Genomic DNA, 17,843 nt, shown 5'->3' with positions numbered 1-17,843 from the left:
ACCCGGCGGCGGCTCAGCGGGCGGAGAACGCCAGGGTGTACTCGCCGGCGCCGGCCAGCCCGACCACCCGGTAGCGGTAGGCGCCGGCCGGGGTGTCGGCGGTCAGCCGGGCGACCCCGTCGGCGCTGGCGGCGCGGGCCACGGTGCGGAACGAGCTGCCGGTGAAGCGTTGCAGCTCCAGCACCACGCGGGCGCCCTCCGGCGCGGACACGCACGCCTCCTGTTCGCCGCCGGACACCCGGAAGAAGCGGCCGTCCGGCTGGACCTGCGCCCGGCCGGCGGCGATCGGGCCGGTGCGGCTCACCTGCCCGGTGCAGTCCGTCGCGTCGCCGGCCGGCGGGATGGCCGGTGCCGTGCTCGCCGGCGGCGCGGTGGTCCCGCCCCCGGCGGGCGGCGCGGAGGGCTGGGCGCCCGCCGTGACCAGGGTCAGGTTGTTGCGCTGGAGGATCTCGTTGACCGGCTGGAAGAAGGTCACGCCGCCCTGCGTGCAGTCGCCGGAGCCACCGGAGGTGACCCCCTGCGCCTGGTCGCCGGAGAGCCATGCGCCGCCCGAGTCGCCCGGCTCGGCGCACACGTTCGTCCGGGTCAGCCCGGTGACCGTTCCCTCCGGATAGTTCACCGTGGCGTTCTTGGCCTGGATGACCCCGCAGCGGGTGCCGGTGGTCGAGCCGGAGCGGCACACCGAGGCGCCGACCGGGGCCTCGGTGGAGCCGTTCACCGGCACCGTGCCGCCGTTGAAGTCGTTCACCACGCCCTGCGGCGTCCACTGGTCGTTGACCTCGACGACGCCCCAGTCGTCGCCCGGGAACGAGGAGGCCGCGAAGGTGCCCTGGGCGACCCGGTTCGCGCCGGCGGTCCGGTCCCCCGGCCGCCCGCAGTGCCCGGCCGTGACGAAGCCGCCGACCACCGAGAAGCCGACCGAGCAGCGGCCGGCGTTGTTGATGAAGTACGCGTCGCCGCCCCGCACGTCGAACAGCGGGCGGGGCGCCTCGTCGGCGGTCTTCACCCGCACGGCGCCGGCGGACACGCCGCTGGCCTCGGCGAACCGGCGGCCGGCCGCCTCCGCACCGGGCTGGGCGACCACCACGACGGAGTTGGTGGCCACGTCGACGTACCAGCCGGCGACGTCCGGGGTGGCCTCGCCGCCGGCCGCGTCGAGGCGCGTCTTCACCGCGTCCAGCTCGGCGACCCCGCGGTCGACCCGCTTCGGCACCGCGCCCGCGGCGGTCACCCGGGCCGCCTGCGCGGGATCGGCCACCGCGACGTTCAGGGTCGTGCCGTCGGCGCCCAGCCAGCTGCCGCCGTAGTCGGCGCCCAGTTCGCCGCGCAGCTTCGTGACCGTGCCGGACGCCCACCGCTCGGTCTTCAGCCGCCGGGCCGCCTGGTCCCGGGTGAGCGACAGGTCGCGGCTCAGCGCGTCCAGCACCTCGGGCGCGACGCCGTCGGACGCCACCGGGGCGGTCCGCCGGGTCGGGTTCTCGCCGGCGAAGGACGGCAGGGTCACCGCCGCCGCCGTGCCCGCCGCCGCCACCAGTACGCCGATGGCTGTCATCCGTCTGCGGTCCATCCGCCACGCTCCTCCCGGCCGGCGCGGGTACGCCTGCCGGCACGGAGTACGGAGACGGGCGCCGATCGGTTGAACGCGACGGTCAGGATCGACCCAGCGTGGCGGGACGGCTCCGGGGCGTACCCGGAAACGGCGACGCCGGCCCACCGCGGACGGTGGGCCGGCGTGCGGCGCTCGCGGCGGTCAGACCTCGACGACCGTCGGCACGATCATCGGCCGGCGGCGGTACGCGTCGTTGACCCAGCGCCCGACGGTGCGCCGGACGATCTGCTGGAGCTGGTGCGGGTCGGTGATGCCGTCCGCGGCGGCCCGGTTCAACGCCTCGGTGACCAGCGGGACCACCGGGTTGAACGCGGCCGGGTCCTCCGAGAAGCCCTTCGCGGAGAGGGTCGGCCCGGCGACCACCTTGCCGGTGACCGAGTCGATCACCACGGTGGTGGCGATGAACCCGCCGTCGCCGAGGATCCGGCGCTCGGTGAGCAGCGACTCGCTGACGTCGCCGACGGCGAGACCGTCGACGTAGACGTACCGGCTCTTCACGTGGCCGACCAGGCTGGCCCGCCCGTCGACCAGGTCGACCACGTCGCCGTCCTCGCAGAGCACCACCCGGTCCGCCTCGACGCCGGACTCGATGCCGAGCCGGGCGTGCGCCCGCAGGTGCCGCCACTCGCCGTGCACCGGCATGAGGTTGCTCGGCCGGGTGACGTTGAGCAGGTAGAGCAGCTCGCCGGCGGGGGCGTGACCGGAGACGTGCACCTTCGCCACGTCCTTGTGGATCACGGTCGCGCCGGCCCGGGCCAGCCGGTTGATCACCCGGTAGACCGAGGTCTCGTTGCCCGGCACCAGCGAGGAGGCGAGCACCACGGTGTCGCCGGGAGCGATGGTGATGTGCCGGTGGTCGCCGCTGGCCATCCGGCCCAGCGCGCTCATCGGCTCACCCTGCGAGCCCGTGGACATCAGCACGATCTGCTCGGGCGGCAGCGCGGTGGCCTCGTCCAGCCCCACCACCAGCCCGGGCGGGATGTTGAGCAGGCCCAGGTCACGGGCGATGCCCATGTTCCGCACCATCGACCGGCCGATCAGCGCCACCTTGCGGCCGTGCTCGACCGCCGAGTCGAAGACCTGCTGCACCCGGTGCACGTGCGAGGCGAACGAGGCGACGATGATCCGGCCGCGCGCCTTCGCGAAGATCGAGTCGAGCACCGGCCCGATCTCCCGCTCCGGGGTGACGAAGCCGGGGATCTCCGCGTTGGTGGAGTCGGAGAGCAGCAGGTCCACGCCCTCGGCGCCGAGCCGGGCGAAGCCGGCCAGGTCGGTGATCCGGCCGTCCAGCGGGAGCTGGTCCATCTTGAAGTCGCCGGTGTGCAGCACCAGGCCGGCCCCCGTGCGGATGGCCACGGCGAGCGCGTCGGGGATCGAGTGGTTCACCGCGAAGAACTCGCACTCGAACGGGCCGAGCCGCTCGCGCCGCCCCTCCGCGACGGTCAGCGTGTACGGCTGGATCCGCCGCTCGGCCAGCTTCGCCTCGACCAGGGCCAGCGTGAACTGCGAGCCGACCAGCGGGATGTCCGGTTTGTGGGCGAGCAGGTACGGCACCGCGCCGATGTGGTCCTCGTGGCCGTGCGTGAGCACGATCGCCTGCACGTCGCCGAGCCGGTCCAGGATCGGACCGAAGTCGGGCAGGATCAAATCCACGCCCGGCTGCTCGACGTCGGGGAAGAGCACCCCGCAGTCGACGATCAGCAGCTTGCCGTCGTACTCGAAGACCGTCATGTTCCGGCCGATGGCGCCGAGTCCGCCGAGCGGGATGATCCGCAGGCCGCCCTCCGGCAGCGGCGGGGGCAGCTCACCCTCGATGTGCGCCTCGGTCACGCGTCACCTCATTCTGCGACGCCGTCGCGCGGCGTCCGTCGTGTCGTTCGATCATTCGGGTAGGGGCAGGCCCGCCGCCGCGCAGTCGGCGCGCAGCTGGGCCAGTTCTTCGCCGGTGGCGTCCACCAGCGGTGGGCGCACCGGGCCGGCCGGCAGGCCCCTGGCCGCCAGGCCCGCCTTCACCAGGATCACGCCCTGGGTCCGGAAGATGCCGGTGAACAGCGGCAGCAGCCGCCGGTGCAGGGTGAGCGCCGTGGCCGTGTCGCCGGCCTCGTACGCCTCGATCAGCTGCTTGGTCGGCACCCCGGTGAAGTGCGTGGAGGTGCCGACCACGCCGACCGAGCCGACCGCCAGGGCGGGCAGCGTCAGCGCGTCCTCGCCGCTGTAGGAGGCCAGGTCGCTGCGGGCCAGCACCCAGGAGGTGGCGGTGAGGTCGCCCTTGGCGTCCTTGACCGCCACGATCCGGCCGTGTTCGGCCAGCTTGACCAGGGTGTCCGTGGCGATCGCGGTGCCGGTCCGGTGCGGGATGTCGTACACCATGATCGGCAGCCCGCCGGCGTCGGCCACCGCGGTGAAGTGGCGCAGCAGCCCCGCCTGCGGCGGCTTGTTGTAGTAGGGCGTCACCACGAGCAGCCCGTGGGCGCCGGCCTTCTCCGCCTGCGCGGCCAGCTCGATGGTGTGCCGGGTGTCGTTGGTGCCCACACCGGCGACGATCCGGGCCCGATCACCGACCGCCTCCACCACGGCGCGGATCAGGGCCTCCTTCTCCGCGTCGGTGGTGGTCGGCGACTCACCGGTGGTGCCGTTGAGCACCAGCGCGTCGTTGCCCTGCTCGTCGACGAGGTGGCTGGCGAGCCGTACGGCGCCGTCGAGGTCGAGCGACCCGTCGGCGGTGAACGGGGTCACCATCGCCGTGATCAGTCGCCCGAACGGGCGCGACGCGCCCCGGTTCGGGACGGCAGGGAGGTCGTGCGTCATGTTCACAACCTAGCGGACGACCACCGGGCCCCCGGCGGCGAAGGGCGACGACTCACTCGGCGTGCGGAGACGCCGCCACCTCGGTGCCGTCGGGCAGCGTGGAGATCTCGAAGTCGGCGAAGACGTTCGGCGCGACCCCCTGGAGCTGCCGCAGGCACTCCACGGCCAGCTCGCGGATCTCCACGTCGGCGTGCTCGGTGGCGCGCATCTTGACGAAGTGCCGCCAGGCCCGGTAGTTGCCGGTGACCACGATCCGGGTCTCGGTGGCGTTGGGCAGCACCGCCCGGGCCGCCTGCCGGGCCTGCTTGCGGCGCAGCGTCGGGTTGGGCTCGTCGGTGAAGCGGGCCTCCAGACCCTCCAGCAGCTCGTTGTACGCCCGGACGGCCGCCTCGCCCGCCTCGACGAACTTCTTGTGCAGCTCCGGGTCCTCGGCGATCACCGCCGGCTCGACCATGGCCGCGTCCCGCTCGGGGACGTAGCGCTGGGAGAGCTGCGAGTAGGAGAAGTGCCGGTGCCGGATCAGCTCGTGGGTGAAGGACCGGGACACCCCGCTGAAGTAGAAGCTCACCGAGCCGTGCTCCAGCACGGAGAGGTGCCCCACGTCCAGGATGTGCGCCAGGTAGCCGGCGTTGGTCGCGGTGGCCGGGTTCGGCTTCTTCCAGCTCTGGTAACAGGCCCGACCGGCGAACTCGGCGAGCGCCTGACCGCCGTCCGCGTCCGTCGACCACGGCACGTCGTCCGGGGCCTGGAACTGGGTCCACGCGATCAACTTGACCTGAGGCTGCACCATCTCCGGCATTCCTGCGACTGTAGTGGCCCGTGGGCCGGCCGCGAAAGTTGGGCGCGCGGACGTGAAACACCGCACCAGCTGCGAATCAGGGACACTTCCCGTTCGCTCCGAACGGCAAGTGTCCAAGATCTCGGCAACCGCCCGCGTGGGTGGCGGTGGCGGTCCCGGTCAGGGCTGGGGTTACTCGCGGCGGCCTGTCGAGCTGAGTCGGTGGCGACATCGCCGCCCGCCGCGGACAGGCCGCGAGCGGTCCGCGCGAAGCCGGCGGCACCCTGCAGGCCGCGCCGACCAGTCGGCACCGGGTCAGGTTGCACCGATCAGCGCCTGCCGAGCAGGCCTAGTGGAGATCTTGGAGAGTTGCCGTTCGGCCCGAACGGAAACTGTCCAAGATCCGGCGGGACGCGATGCCCGCCCGGTCAGACGTAGAGCGAGGTGAACGGGGCCCAGGGCAGGTTGCGTGCCACCGAGAAGGCGAGCCACAGGGCCAGGAAGCCGCCGATCACCTTGGGGCTGATCCGCAGTTCGGGCAGCCGCCAGCCGAAGGCCCGGTTTCCCGCCCAACTCACGAAGAGCCAGGCCAGGAAGGGCAGCGAGAAGACGAAGAGGAAGTGGTGCCGGGCGGCGGCGGGCAGGTCGGCGTGCAGCACGTACCAGAGGGCGCGGGTGCCGCCGCAGCCCGGGCAGTCGAGCCCGGTGGTGAGCTTGAGCAGGCAGGTGGGTCGCGCGTCCGGGTCGCTGTGGGTCGGGTCGCTGAGCAGGGCGTAGGCCATGCCCAGGCCGACGCAGCCGAGCGCCGCGAGGGGCACCGCCCAGCGCGGGGCGCGGGCGTGCAGCCGCAGCACGAGCCGGGTGAACCGGTCCGGCTCGACCGCCGGGTAGGCCACTCCGGCCGGCCAGGCCTCCTGCCGCGCAGCGTGCTCCGCGGGCGGGACCGGGTGCGGGTCGGGCGCGGCGGCCGGCCGGTCAACGCTCGTCACGCGCTCACCGTACACCGGCCACGCCCACCAGGGCGGCGGCCAGCGGGGCGGCCAGGTCGCCCCCGGCCGGCGGGGCGACCGCGTCGAGGCCGAGCCAGCCGGCGAGCCGGTAGAGCTCGGCGGCGAGCGCCACGGCGGTCTCCCCCGGGTCGGCGCCCGGCTCGACCCAGGCGGCCGGCACCAGCAGGACCCCGGCCTTCCGGTCGGCCTTGAGGTCGACCCGGGCGGTGAACCGCTCACCCTGGAGGAAGGGGAGCACGTAGTAGCCGTAGACCCGCTGGGGCGCGGGCACGTAGATCTCGATCCGGTAGGTGAAGTCGAAGAGCCGCTCGGCGCGCGCCCGTTCCCAGACCAGCGGGTCGAACGGGCTGACCAGCGTGTTGCCGCGCACCCAGCGGGGCAGCCGCGCCTGGGCGTGCAGGTAGGCCGGCTGCCGCCAGCCCGCCACGGTGACCGGGGTCAGCTCGCCGGCCTCGACCAGCTCGGCGATCGCCTGCCGGGCGCCGGCCACCGGCAGCCGGAAGTAGTCGCGCAGCTCCGGCTCGGCGGCCACGCCCAGCGACCGGGCGGCGATCGCCACCAGCGCGCGGTGGGCGTCGGCGGCGCTCGGGGTGGGCGCGTCCAGCACGGCGGCCGGCAGCACCCGCTCGGGCAGGTCGTAGCGGCGGGCGAACGACGTGGTGCGGTCGGCCGCGGTGACCTCGCCGGCCCAGAACAGGAACTCCAGCGCCCGCTTGACCGTGGACCAGTTCCAGCCCCAGTTGCCGGTCTCCCGGGGGGCGTCGTGCTCGATCTCGGCGGCGGTCAGCGGACCGCGGGCGGCCACCTCGTCGCGCACCCAGGCGACCAGCTCGGGTTGCTCCTGGGCGATCCGGCGCATCCCGCCCCACGCCTCGTCGTGGGCCTTGGCCATCCGCCAGCGCAGCGCGGCGTGCAGCCCCACCGGGACCAGCGACGCCTCGTGCGCCCAGTATTCGAACAGCTCCCGGGGGCGCCGGTAGGCGGCCGTGTCGAGCAGGCTGGTCGGGTACGGACCGAGCCGGCTGTAGAGCGGCAGGTAGTGCGCGCGCTGCAGGACGTTGACCGAGTCCATCTGGATCAGCCCGACCCGGTCGAGCACCCGGCGCAGGTGCCGGCGGGTGGGCACGCCGGTGGGCGCCGGGTCGGCGAAACCCTGGGCGGCCAGGGCGATCCGGCGGGCCTGAGCGAGGGAGAGCGATTCCGGTGCGGCCATCGTCGGGGACCCTATTCCACCGGTGTGACACCACGCCCGTGCGGCGGCTGGACCGATCGCCCGGCGCGGCATAGAACGGACGGGTGCGCACCATTCGCCGGGAGGAACCGGACGACGCCGAGGCCATCGCCCGGGTGCACATCCGCGGCTGGAAGGCCGGGTACGCCGGCATCATGCCGGCCGAGGTGCTCGACCGGCTGAACCCGGTCGCCTGGGCCCAGCGCCGCCGGGATCTCGGCACGGCCGACCCGGAGCACCCGTTCACCACGCTGGTCGCCGAGGTCGACGGCGCGATCGAGGGGTTCACCACCTTCGGGCCGTACCGGAACAACCAGGACCGCGGCGACCTCGACCCGGCGTACGGGGAGATCCTCGCGGTCTACCTGGACCCGGCCCGGTGGGGCACCGGGACCGCCCAGTCGCTGTTCGCGGCGGCCCGGGCCGGCCTCGCCGAGCGGGGCCTGGCGGAATACCGGCTCTGGGTGCTCGCCGACAACGCCCGCGCCCGCCGCTTCTACGAGCGGGCCGGACTGTCACCGGACGGGGAGGAGTCCACCTACGCGGTCCCGCTGCACGGCGGGCGGGACCCGGTCCGGCTCCGCGAGCTGCGCTACACCGCCCGGCTCGACGGCTGACCCGGCCGGCCCGCCCGGCGCGGTGGGAGCGCCGCCGGCCGGCGTGGCCCAGCGGCGGATCGGCAGGGCGAGCAGCAGCGCGAGGCTGATCCAGACGTAGGTGTTGCTGCCCAGGAACCCGTCCACACCGGTGAAGTCCTTCTCCCAGGCCCAGACGATCCGGCTGATGAGGAAGGCGTACCCGACGAGGCCGCCGGCCAGCAGCAGGCGGCGCCGGCGGCTGCGGGCGGGCGCGGCCATGCCGTTGTCGACCAGCAGGATCAGCCCCGGCAGCAGCCAGACCAGGTGGTGCACCCAGGTCACCGGGCTGATCAGGCACATGGTGGCGCCGGTCAGCGCCAGGCCGGTGGCCTCGTCGCCGGCGGCCAGCGCGGCCCGGGAGCGCCAGCCCCAGACGACCAGGGTGGCGAGGACCAGCGCCAGCCAGGCGACGGTGCTCGGGTGTTCCGGGTGGAGCCGGGCCACCACGCCGCGCAGCGACTGGTTGGAGACGAAGGCCAGCTCGCCCACCCGGTCGGTGTTCCACAGCGCTTCGGTCCAGAACTCCCGGGAGGCGTCCGGGAAGAGCGCGGCGGCCACCAGGGTCGCCGCGGCCGCGGCGCCCATGGCGGTGAACGCGGCCCGCCAGCGGCCGGTGACCAGCAGGTAGACGATGAAGATGCCCGGGGTCAGCTTGATCGCGGTGGCCAGCCCGATGCCCACCCCGGCCCACCGGCTGCGGGCCGGCAGCAACCGGAGCAGGTCCACCGCCACGAGGAACAGCAGCAGCATGTTGACCTGGCCGAAGTTGACCGTCTCGCGCATCGGCTCGTAGGCCGCGGCCAGGCAGAGCGCCACCGCCAGGACGAACCAGCGGGTCCAGCCGGCGCGGCGGGCGACCGGGTCGAGCAGCCACCAGATGACCACGGCGCTGACCACCACGGTGGCGGCCACGCTCACCGTGATGGCGGCCGGCCACGGCAGGTACGCCATCGGCAGCATGACCAGCGCGGCGAACGGCGGGTAGGTGAAGCCGTACTGGGTGCCGCCCTTGAGGAAGTCGTAGATCTCCCCGCCGTCGTGCACCCAGAAGGTCAGCGCGCCGTAGTAGACCTTGAGGTCGAAAAAGCCGTGCCGCACGGCCGCCACCGACAGGAAGGCGGTCACCGCGACGGCGAGCGCCACCACGGCGACGACCTGCGCGATCGTCCGCCTGGCACCCTGCGCCACCGTCGCCCTCCTCGCCCTGCGTAGGCTCACGTGCCATGGCTCTCGGGTACGTCCGCCCCGCGCGTCCGTCCGACGCCGGCGAGATCGCACGCCTCCAGCTCGCCACCTGGCGGGCCGCGTACCGCCGGATCCTGCCCCGGCACGTGCTCGACAACCTGGACGAGGCGTACCTCGCCCGGCGGTGGAGCGCCGCGGTGCAGGAGCCGCCCTCGGGCGCGCACCGCGTGCTGGTCGCCGTCGAACAGGCCGAGCAATCGTATCTGGTGGGGTTCGCCGCCTCCGGTCCGGCCGACGCCGAGGCGCTCGCGCCGGGCGAGCCGCCCGAGACCCTCGCCGAGGGCGTGGCGGCGGTGACGGACCTGCTGGTCGAGCCGCGCTGGGGCCGGCGCGGGCACGGCAGCCGGCTGCTCGCCGCCATGGTGGACCACTGGCGGGAAGACGGCTTCACCCGCGCGGTGGCCTGGGCGTTCGACGCCGACACGGCGACCCGCACGTTCCTCACCTCGACCGGCTGGGAGCCGGACGGCGCGGGCCGCGCGCTGGACGTCGACGACATGCTCGTCCCCCAGGTCCGCCTGCACGTCGGCGTCCCCGCCGAGCCGGCCGCTTCCTGAGTACGCGCTGTCGGGGGCAGCGCCTACCGTTGGCGGCATGACGACCGCACCGGCGCCCGCGACGAGCGACCTGGAGCCGTTCCGGGTCGAGCTGACCGGCTACGCCTACCGGATGCTCGGCTCGGTGTTCGACGCCGAGGACGCGGTGCAGGAGACCCTGCTGCGGGCCTGGCGCGCCCGGGACGGCTTCGACGGCCGGTCCAGCCTGCGCACCTGGCTCTACCGGATCGCCACCAACGTCTGCCTGGACCTGCTGCGCGGGCGTGGCCGGCGGGCCCTGCCGGTCGACCTGGAGGGCCCGGTCGCGCCGGTGGCCGGGTCGCTCGGCACGCCGGCCGGCGACTGGGTCGAGCCGGTGCCGGACGCGGCGGTGCTCCCGGCCGACCCGGCCGAGCTGGCGGTGGCCCGGGAGTCGGTGCGGCTGGCGTTCGTGGCCGCGCTCCAGCACCTGCCGGCCCGGCAGCGCGCCGTGCTGATCCTGCGGGACGTGCTGCGCTGGCGCGCCGACGAGGTCGCCGACCTGCTCGACGCCACCGTGCCGGCGGTCAACAGCGCGCTCCAGCGGGCCCGGGCGACCCTGGCCGGGGTGCGCGCCGAGCGGCGCGCCGGGCCGGATCTCGACCCGGTCGACCGGGTCCTGCTGGACCGCTACGTGGACGCCTTCGCCCGCTACGACGTCGACGCCCTGGTGGCGCTGCTGCGGGCGGACGCCGTGCAGAGCATGCCGCCCTACCGCATGTGGCTGCGCGGCGCCGCGGACATCGGCCGCTGGCTGCGCGGCCCGGGGGCCGGCTGCGCGGGCTCCCGGCTGGTGCGGGTGGCCGCGAACGGCGGCCCGGCCGTCGCCCAGTACCGGGTCGACCCGGCCGGCGGTCACCGGGCCTTCTCGATCACCGTGCTGGAGTGCGCCGGCGGCCGGATCGCCCGGCTCACCCACTTCCTGGAGCCCCGGCTCTTCCCGCGTTTCGGGCTGCCGGTCCGGCTCGATCCCTGACCCGCCGATGAGTTTGCGCCCCCTGCGGCGTCCACCCCTGGTAGGCACGACGGAGGCGACCCACCGGCGGAGTGAGGAGCGGGTCATGTTCAGGGACACGAAGGCGTTCAGCGGGTTCTCGGTGGACGACGCCGACCGCGCGGAGCGGTTCTACACCGACGTCCTGGGGTTGCGGGTCTCCCGGGACGACGCGATGGGCGGCCTGCTGACGCTGCACCTGGCCGGGGACCGGCCGGTGCTGGTCTACCCGAAGCCGGACCATCAGCCGGCCACCTACACGGTGCTCAACTTCCCGGTCCCCGACATCGACCGGGCCGTGGACGAGTTGGCCTCGCGCGGGGTGCGGTTCGCGCGCTACGAGGGCATGCCGCAGGACGACAAGGGGGTCATGCGGGGCAACGGCCCGTCGATCGCCTGGTTCACGGACCCGGCCGGCAACGTGTTCTCGGTGCTCCAGGAGGGCTGACCCGGGGGCGGCGGTCCCGGCACGGGGCGGGACCGCCGGCCGCCGGTCAGCCCTTGTCGGCGCCCTCGTTCGCGCCGCGCACGAAGTAGCGCTGGAAGATCACGAAGAGCACCGCCACCGGGATGGTGGCGAGCAGCGCGGCGCCCAGCTTGAGCGGATACTGGGTGCCCTTGCCGAGCGACCCGCTGACCAGGTCGGCCAGGCCCCGGGGCAGAGTGAACAGGTGCGGATCCTGCACCGAGACCAGGCTGTGCGGGAACTCGTTCCAGGAGCCCTGGAACGACAGGATGGTCAGCGTGATCAGGGCCGGCCGGGCCATCGGCAGCACCACCGACCAGAAGGTGCGGAACACGCCCGCGCCGTCGATGCGGGCCGCCTCCTCGACGCTGACCGGCACCGACTCGAAGAACTGCTTCATGATGAAGACGCCGGCCGCGTCGGCGAGCAGGGGCACCATCAGGCCCGCGTAGCTGTCGTAGAGGCCGAGCTGCTTGAGCACCAGGAACTTCGGGATGAGCAGCACCACGCCGGGCACCGCCATGACCGCGATGATCGCGGCGAACAGCCCGGCCCGGCCCCGGAAGCGCAGCCGGGCCAGCGCGTAGCCGGCGAGCGAGTCGAAGAAGACCCGGCCGAGGGTGACCAGCACGGTGACCAGCAGCGAGTTGCCGAGCCAGAGCGGGAAGTTGGTGCCCGCGAAGATCCGCTCGATGCCGGCCAGGGTCAGCGGGTCGGGGATCGGCGAGAGCGGGTTCGCCGCCGCGTCCGGCTCGGTCTTGAGCGCGTTGCCGAGCTGGATGACGAACGGGTAGAGGAAGACCAGCCCGAAGGTGATCAGGACCGCGTACCCCAGGATGCGGTTGACCCGGGCGCGCTGCCCGCGGTCGGCGCGGCGCGCGACGGGCGCCGCGGGCCGGTCGGTGAGCGCGGCCATGTCAGGACCCCTCCGGTACGCGTCGCCGCCACCACCGGGCCCGCCGGGGCTCGTCCCGGTCGGCCATCACCGGGCGCTGGAGCAGGGTCAACAGGATGATGATCAGGAACAGCACGAACGAGATGGCCGCGCCGGAGCCGTAGTCGAAGTCCCGGAAGGCGGTCCGGTAGGACAGGTACGCGGGGGTGAGCGTCGTCTTGGCCGGGTCGCCCTGGCTCATCACGTACACCTGGTCGAAGACCTGCCAGGAGCCGATCAGGCCGAGGGTGAGCACCAGGAACATGGTGGGCCTGATCAGCGGCAGGGTGACGTGGCGGAAGCGCTGCCAGCGGGTCGCCCCGTCGAGGGTGCTCGCCTCGTCGAGGGCCACCGGGACGTTCTGCAACGCGGCCAGGAACATCAGCATGAAGGTGCCCGAGGTGGTCCAGATGACCAGGCTGATGATCGAGACCATGGCCACGCTCGGCCCAGAGAGCCAATCCCACCAGGTCAGCCCGAAGGGGCCGCCGGAGGTGAGCGCGCCGGGCGGGGTGTCCACGCCGACCGCGCCGAGGAGCAGGTGCAGCACGCCCCGGGAGTCGGCGAACCACTCCGGCCCGTTGATCCCGAGGAGGCCGAGCAGCTTGTTGACCGCGCCGGAGTTGGCGAACAGGAACAGGAACACCACGCTGATCGCCACCGAGCTGGTGACCGAGGGGAAGTAGAAGGCGCTGCGGAAGAAGCCCTTCCCCTTGAGCATCCGGTTGTTGACCACGAGGGCCAGGCCCAGGGCGAGCGCGGTCTGCACCGGCACGACGATGCCCACGTAGTACATGTGGTTGCGGATGCTGGTCATGAAGTCCCGGCGGTCGAGCCCGTCCTCGGCGAACAGCCGGGTGTAGTTGTCGCCGCCCACGAACGGCACGTCGCCGGTGAACGGGCTGCCCTGGCCGTTCCAGTCGGTGAGGCTCACCCACAGCGCCATGAGGATCGGCAGCAGCAGGAAGAGCCCGAGGATCACGATCACCGGGGCGACGAAGAGCCAGCCGGCGATGGTCTCGTTGCCGCGGACGCCGCCGCCGCGACGGCGTGGCGGCTTCGCCGGCGCGGTCGCCGGGGCGCGCAATGCTTCGGTTGCCATCTCTTCCCTCCCTCCTTGTCCGTGGGAGCCGGCGCGGAGGGGCCCTGTCCGGGCCCCTCCGCCACGGCTCAGCCGCCGAGCGCCGCCTTGGCGTTCTTGTCGAAGTTGCTCAGGATCGCCTTCGGGTCACCGGTCGTCAGGCCCTGGAGGCCGGCCTCCAGGTCGCGCAGGACGCTGTCCATCTTCGGGGCGTTCACCGGGCCCTGGGCGTACGCGGCGGCGTCGATGAACGGCTTGTCCGCCGGGAAGGCGGTGCTGTACTGGTCGCGGACGGACTGCCGCGACGGCATGACGCCGAACGCCTTGGCGAAGGTGACCTGCTGGTCGCCCGCGGTCATCGCCTCGACGAACTTGATCGCCTGGTCCTTGTACTTGGACTTGGCGGCCACGCCCCAGCACTGGGTGAAGGAGAGGGTGCCCTGCCCCTTCGGGCCGGCCGGCAGCGGCACGACCTTGTACTTCACGTTCGGGAAGTCGTTCTGCAGGGCACCCTTGATCCAGTTGCCCTCGATGGTCATGACGGCCTTGCCCCGGCCGAACGCCTCCCCGGACCAGCCGGCGTCGAGCTGCTTCGGGAACTTCGCGTAGCCGTTGGTGAGCAGGGACTTCACGTACTGGAGGGCCTGGAGGTTCTCCGGGGTGTCGGCGGTGGGCTGCTTGCCGTCCTTGCTCATCAGCCAGCCGCCGTTCTGCACCATGAAGGCGCCGATCCGGTCGCGGGTGTCGCCGAGGGCGAGCGCCACCATCTTCTTCGCCTTGATCTTCTGGCTGACGGCGGTGAGCTGGTCCCAGGTGGTCGGCACGTCGGCGTCGGTCAGGCCGGCCTTCGCCCACAGGTCGGTGTTGATCTCCAGGGCGAGGGTGGAGAAGTCCTTCGGCGCGCAGTAGAGCTTGCCGTCGTAGGTGAACGTGGTGCGCAGGCTCTCGTAGAAGTCGTCCTTGTTGCTGATCTTGTCGCCGTACGGCTCCAGCGCGCCGACACTGGCGTAGTCGGCGAAGCGGGCCGCGTCGACGTAGAAGACGTCCGGCGGGGTGCCGCCGGCCAGGCCCTGGCCGAGCTGCTGGGTGAGGTCCTGGGCCGGGTTGACGGTGGCGGTGTTGCCGCTGGCCGAGGCCCACTTGGCGGCGGCGTCCTGCACGGCCTTCGTCTCGGCCTCGCCGGAGGAGCCGATCAGGATCTGGAGGGTGGCCGGGCCGCTGGACTGCTTGGTGTCGCTCGCGGCCGCTCGGCACCGACCTGGCCGCCGGCACGCTGCGCGTCCTGGCCCGCCGGCAGGGCACCCGGGTCGACCCGGCCACCGGCGAGGCACCCGGCAAGATCCTGCACGAGCTTCGCCGGCACGAGTTGACCCTGAACGAGGGGCTGCGGCTGCCGCCCGCCTACTACGGCACGGTCGACGCCACCATGCTCTGGGTCGGGCTGCTGCACGACGCCTGGCGCTGGGGGCTCCCCGCCGACCAGGTCGAGCCGCTGCTCCCCCACCTCGAGGCGGCGCTCGGCTGGCTCGGCGAGCACGCCGACGCCGACGGGGACGGCTTCGTCGAGTACGTCGACACCACCGGCCACGGCCTCGCCAACCAGGGGTGGAAGGACTCCGGCGACGCCGTGCGCTTCCGCGACGGCCGGCTGGCCGCGCCGCCCATCGTGCTGGCCGAGGTGCAGGGGTACGCGTACCAGGCCGCGGTCAACGGGGCCGACCTGCTCGACGCCTTCGGCCGCCCCGGCGCCGACCGCTGGCGCTCCTACGCCGACCGGCTCGCCGCCCGCTTCCGCGCCGCGTTCTGGGTCGACGGCCCGTACGGCCCGCAGCCCGCCCTGGCCCTCGACCGGGACAAGCGCCCGGTGGACTCCCTGACCAGCAACATCGGCCACCTGCTCGGCACCGGGCTGCTCTCGGACGCCGAGTCCGCGCAGGTCGCCGCCCTGCTCTCGACCGAGGCCCTGGCGGGCGGCTTCGGGCTGCGCACCATGTCCACCGACGACGCCGGGTTCAGCCCGCTGTCCTACCACTGCGGGTCGATCTGGGCGCACGACACCGCCATCGTGCTCGGCGGGCTGGCCCGGGACGGCCACCGCGCGGCGGCGCTCCGGCTCGCCGACGGCTTGCTGGAAGCCGCCGAGGCGTTCGACTACCGCCTCCCGGAGCTGTACGGCGGGGACGACCGGGCGGTTCTCGGCCGGCCGGTGCCGTACCCGGCGGCGTGCCACCCGCAGGCCTGGTCGGCGGCGGCAGCCGTGCTGCTCCTCCAGGCGGGCCTCGGCCTCTACCCCGACGTGCCCGCGGGCCGCGTCGACCTGCGCCCCCTGGCCGGCCCCGAACTCGGCGCGCTGACCGCCGAGGGCCTGAAGATCGCGGGCGTCCCGGTCACGGTGACGGTCGACCACACCGGCCACCCGACCCTGACCGGCCTCCCGCCGTCTCTGACCATCCCGACTCCCCGCCGCCCCACCAACCCCACCCACTCCCCCGCACGCCCCGCGTGACACCTCGCCGAGCTGATCAAGAAGTTTGCGTCAGAATTCGCGCGCTCCGTGACGCAAACTCCTTGATCAACCGGGTGGGTGGGGGGTGGGGTGGTCAGGCGGGGGTGAACTCGGCGATCAGTTCGTCGTCCTCCATGGCGCCGGTGGGGTGGAAGCCCAGGCGGCCGTAGAGGGTGGCGGCGGGGGTGTTGTCGGGGTGGTAGCTGAGGCGGACCGGGTGGCCCGCCTCAGCCAGCCAGTCGGTGAGGGTCTTCACGGCGGCGCGGCCGATGCCGCGGTCCTGTTCGGCCGCGTCGATGACCATGCCCCCGATCCAGCGGGAGCCGTCGTCGTCCACGCCCCACATGACGTGCCCGACCACCGTCTCGTCCGCGTAGACGGCGAGTGAGGTCCAGACCTCCGAGCGCATGGTCAGCACCAGGTAGCGGGCCGCCAGCGCCGCCACGAAGGTGCGCTGGTCGTCGCGGGGAGCGACGTCGGCCACCGCCCGCCAGTTGTCGTCGTCCACCGGCCGCAGGGTCACCCGGCGGCCGGCGCGGTCACGCTGCCCGGAATCGATCATGGCGGTCAGCCTAGGGCCGGCCCGGCCGCCCGGCCATCGCTTTCGCCGCAGCCGAAGCCACCACCCGCGCACGGCTCGCGACAACACCCGCTCGCTGAATCGCGCGTCGCCGGGTTGCCGGATCGCCGGCGCCACCGGGTCCGGCATCACCATGATCGACTCCGGATAGCCGAGGTGGCGGTATCGGCGGGGGCCGGACACCGCCACCTCGGCGAGCTGGCGTCGATCAAGGGCGCCACCTCGGGGCCCGAGTCGGTCGACGTCGGCGATGTCGTCAGCCGGCGGGCCTGGTCGCGGCGGCGTCGAGGAACGGGCGCGGGTCGCCGGCGCCGAGGTCCGTGATCCCGGCGCTGTGCAGGGCGCCGATGGCCAGGGTGCGGCGCACAGCGGCGAAGGTGATCACGTGGCCGATGGTGCCGCCCAGGGTGTGGGTGGTCGGCGGCGTGCAGGTGGTGTCGACGAAGGTGTCCGCCAGCGTGCCGGCGGCGAGCGTCCGGGCCACGAAGGCCCGCCAGTCGCGCCCGGCGACCGCGTGCCGGGCGGCCAGCCCGGACACCGACCGGTCGCTCTCGTCGGGCCACTCGCCGCCGCGCAGTGCCGAGAGCCAGTGCTCCTCCTGGGTGACCATGGCGTTGATCAGCGAGCGGAGCGTGGGCTGCTCGTCGATGGTCTCCACGGACACGGTGACGGGCCGGTCGAGCACCTCGTCGTCGAGGCTGCCGGCGCGCTCGATGATCGTGGTCAGGGTCTGGACGTGGTGGTCGACGAGGTGCTGGAGAACGTTCATGGGAGTCTCCTGACGTGCCGCCGGCAGCCGCAGGCCGCCGGGCGGTTGGAAGTGGACGCCGCTGGGGCAGGGCAGCTCCAGCTCGCGGAAGGTCAGCGGCGGGCGGCGCCGGAGCCCGGTGGGGGCGATGCCGTACGACCGCTGGAAGGCGCGGGTGAACGCCTCGTGCGAGCCGTAGCCGGCCTCGACGGCGATGTCGAGGACGGTCCGGTCGCTGGTGGTGAGCCGGTGCGCGGCGCGCTCCAGGAGCAGGCGGCGGCGCAGCGCGCCCGGCGGTTCCCCGGTGGCCGCGGCGACCAGCCGGTCGAAGTGGAACCGGGACAGGTGGGCCCGGGCGGCCAGATTCGCCGGCCCGGCCTCCGGGTCGTCCAGTGCTTCCTGGAGCCAGTCGAGGAGGCCGGTGAGTCCGTCCGTCTGGGTCATGTGCACAGCCTGCACCCGCCCGGGGCCGCGCCGCTTGATCGCCGTTGCGGACCCGCGGACCGGCCGCCGTCAGGGGTACGGCCGGCCGCGGGTGCGGGGGACGACGCTCCTATGCCGCGTCAAGTGGTTGGGGTGGGGTTTCGAGGCGTCGGTAGAGCTCTCGGGCGATGTAGCGCTTGAGGCATCGTTTGATTTC

At 73.6% G+C, this 17,843-nt stretch carries 17 protein-coding genes; 5 read left to right on the top strand and 12 right to left on the bottom strand.

Going from position 1 to position 17,843, the window contains the following annotated elements; translation table 11 throughout:
- Positions 1 to 13: 13 nt before the first annotated feature.
- From ABZS80_RS29325 to ABZS80_RS29300, 6 genes are all read right to left on the bottom strand, one after another.
- Complete coding sequence (locus ABZS80_RS29325) at positions 14 to 1,567, bottom strand: S1 family peptidase (RefSeq protein WP_355060875.1); 1,554 nt, start codon at positions 1,565 to 1,567, stop codon at positions 14 to 16.
- Between the two features lie 183 nt (positions 1,568 to 1,750).
- Complete coding sequence (locus ABZS80_RS29320) at positions 1,751 to 3,439, bottom strand: ribonuclease J (protein WP_355060873.1); 1,689 nt, start codon at positions 3,437 to 3,439, stop codon at positions 1,751 to 1,753.
- Between the two features lie 51 nt (positions 3,440 to 3,490).
- A complete protein-coding gene (gene dapA, locus ABZS80_RS29315; RefSeq protein ID WP_355060871.1) occupies positions 3,491 to 4,417 on the bottom strand; it encodes a 4-hydroxy-tetrahydrodipicolinate synthase in 927 nt (308 codons plus the stop codon).
- Positions 4,418 to 4,469: 52 nt separating this feature from the next.
- Entirely contained in the window at positions 4,470 to 5,207 is a 738-nt protein-coding gene (gene thyX, locus ABZS80_RS29310; protein ID WP_151461229.1) for an FAD-dependent thymidylate synthase, read from the bottom strand.
- A 416-nt stretch (positions 5,208 to 5,623) separates the two neighbouring features.
- The gene (locus tag ABZS80_RS29305) at positions 5,624 to 6,184 is read right to left on the bottom strand and encodes a DUF2752 domain-containing protein (protein WP_355060870.1); all 561 of its coding nucleotides are present in this window, start codon (positions 6,182 to 6,184) and stop codon (positions 5,624 to 5,626) included.
- A gap of 4 nt (positions 6,185 to 6,188) precedes the next feature.
- On the bottom strand, positions 6,189 to 7,418 hold the full coding sequence (locus ABZS80_RS29300) for a crosslink repair DNA glycosylase YcaQ family protein (protein WP_355060869.1): 1,230 nt from the start codon (positions 7,416 to 7,418) through the stop codon (positions 6,189 to 6,191).
- An 83-nt stretch (positions 7,419 to 7,501) separates the two neighbouring features.
- On the opposite strand from ABZS80_RS29300, the gene ABZS80_RS29295 reads away from it, so the two are divergent.
- A complete protein-coding gene (locus tag ABZS80_RS29295; protein WP_355060867.1) occupies positions 7,502 to 8,053 on the top strand; it encodes a GNAT family N-acetyltransferase in 552 nt (183 codons plus the stop codon).
- Here ABZS80_RS29295 and ABZS80_RS29290 read toward each other — a convergent pair.
- Entirely contained in the window at positions 7,952 to 9,262 is a 1,311-nt protein-coding gene (locus ABZS80_RS29290) for a glycosyltransferase family 87 protein (RefSeq protein WP_355060865.1), read from the bottom strand. The two genes, ABZS80_RS29295 and ABZS80_RS29290, sit on opposite strands and share 102 nt — an antisense overlap.
- Before the next feature lie 35 nt (positions 9,263 to 9,297).
- On the opposite strand from ABZS80_RS29290, the gene ABZS80_RS29285 reads away from it, so the two are divergent.
- The 3 genes from ABZS80_RS29285 (at position 9,298) to ABZS80_RS29275 (ending at position 11,336) form a co-directional block, all read left to right on the top strand.
- A complete protein-coding gene (locus tag ABZS80_RS29285) occupies positions 9,298 to 9,876 on the top strand; it encodes a GNAT family N-acetyltransferase (RefSeq protein ID WP_355060863.1) in 579 nt (192 codons plus the stop codon).
- A gap of 37 nt (positions 9,877 to 9,913) precedes the next feature.
- A complete protein-coding gene (locus tag ABZS80_RS29280) occupies positions 9,914 to 10,870 on the top strand; it encodes a sigma-70 family RNA polymerase sigma factor (protein ID WP_355060861.1) in 957 nt (318 codons plus the stop codon).
- Positions 10,871 to 10,955: 85 nt separating this feature from the next.
- Entirely contained in the window at positions 10,956 to 11,336 is a 381-nt protein-coding gene (locus tag ABZS80_RS29275) for a VOC family protein (RefSeq protein ID WP_355060860.1), read from the top strand.
- A gap of 46 nt (positions 11,337 to 11,382) precedes the next feature.
- On the opposite strand, the gene ABZS80_RS29270 is transcribed toward ABZS80_RS29275, so the two are convergent.
- The 3 genes from ABZS80_RS29270 to ABZS80_RS29260 form a co-directional block, all read right to left on the bottom strand.
- On the bottom strand, positions 11,383 to 12,270 hold the full coding sequence (locus tag ABZS80_RS29270) for a carbohydrate ABC transporter permease (RefSeq protein WP_355060858.1): 888 nt from the start codon (positions 12,268 to 12,270) through the stop codon (positions 11,383 to 11,385).
- Between the two features lies 1 nt (position 12,271).
- Positions 12,272 to 13,390 (bottom strand): sugar ABC transporter permease, encoded by a 1,119-nt coding sequence (locus tag ABZS80_RS29265; protein ID WP_355060856.1) that lies wholly within the window; start codon positions 13,388 to 13,390, stop codon positions 12,272 to 12,274.
- Between the two features lie 68 nt (positions 13,391 to 13,458).
- The gene (locus tag ABZS80_RS29260) at positions 13,459 to 14,529 is read right to left on the bottom strand and encodes an extracellular solute-binding protein (RefSeq protein ID WP_355060854.1); all 1,071 of its coding nucleotides are present in this window, start codon (positions 14,527 to 14,529) and stop codon (positions 13,459 to 13,461) included.
- A 206-nt stretch (positions 14,530 to 14,735) separates the two neighbouring features.
- On the opposite strand from ABZS80_RS29260, the gene ABZS80_RS29255 reads away from it, so the two are divergent.
- Positions 14,736 to 15,875 (top strand): amylo-alpha-1,6-glucosidase, encoded by a 1,140-nt coding sequence (locus ABZS80_RS29255; RefSeq protein ID WP_355060852.1) that lies wholly within the window; start codon positions 14,736 to 14,738, stop codon positions 15,873 to 15,875.
- 94 nt (positions 15,876 to 15,969) lie between these two features.
- Here ABZS80_RS29255 and ABZS80_RS29250 read toward each other — a convergent pair whose 3' ends face one another.
- Together ABZS80_RS29250 and ABZS80_RS29245 are read right to left on the bottom strand one after the other, a co-directional pair.
- Positions 15,970 to 16,437 (bottom strand): GNAT family N-acetyltransferase, encoded by a 468-nt coding sequence (locus ABZS80_RS29250; protein WP_355060850.1) that lies wholly within the window; start codon positions 16,435 to 16,437, stop codon positions 15,970 to 15,972.
- A 274-nt stretch (positions 16,438 to 16,711) separates the two neighbouring features.
- A complete protein-coding gene (locus ABZS80_RS29245) occupies positions 16,712 to 17,647 on the bottom strand; it encodes an AraC family transcriptional regulator (RefSeq protein ID WP_355060848.1) in 936 nt (311 codons plus the stop codon).
- Positions 17,648 to 17,843 lie beyond the last annotated feature (196 nt).

This window comes from Micromonospora sp. NPDC005305 (genome assembly GCF_040607315.1).
GTDB lineage: Bacteria > Actinomycetota > Actinomycetes > Mycobacteriales > Micromonosporaceae > Micromonospora.
This window is presented reverse-complemented; position numbering and strand designations above follow the sequence as displayed.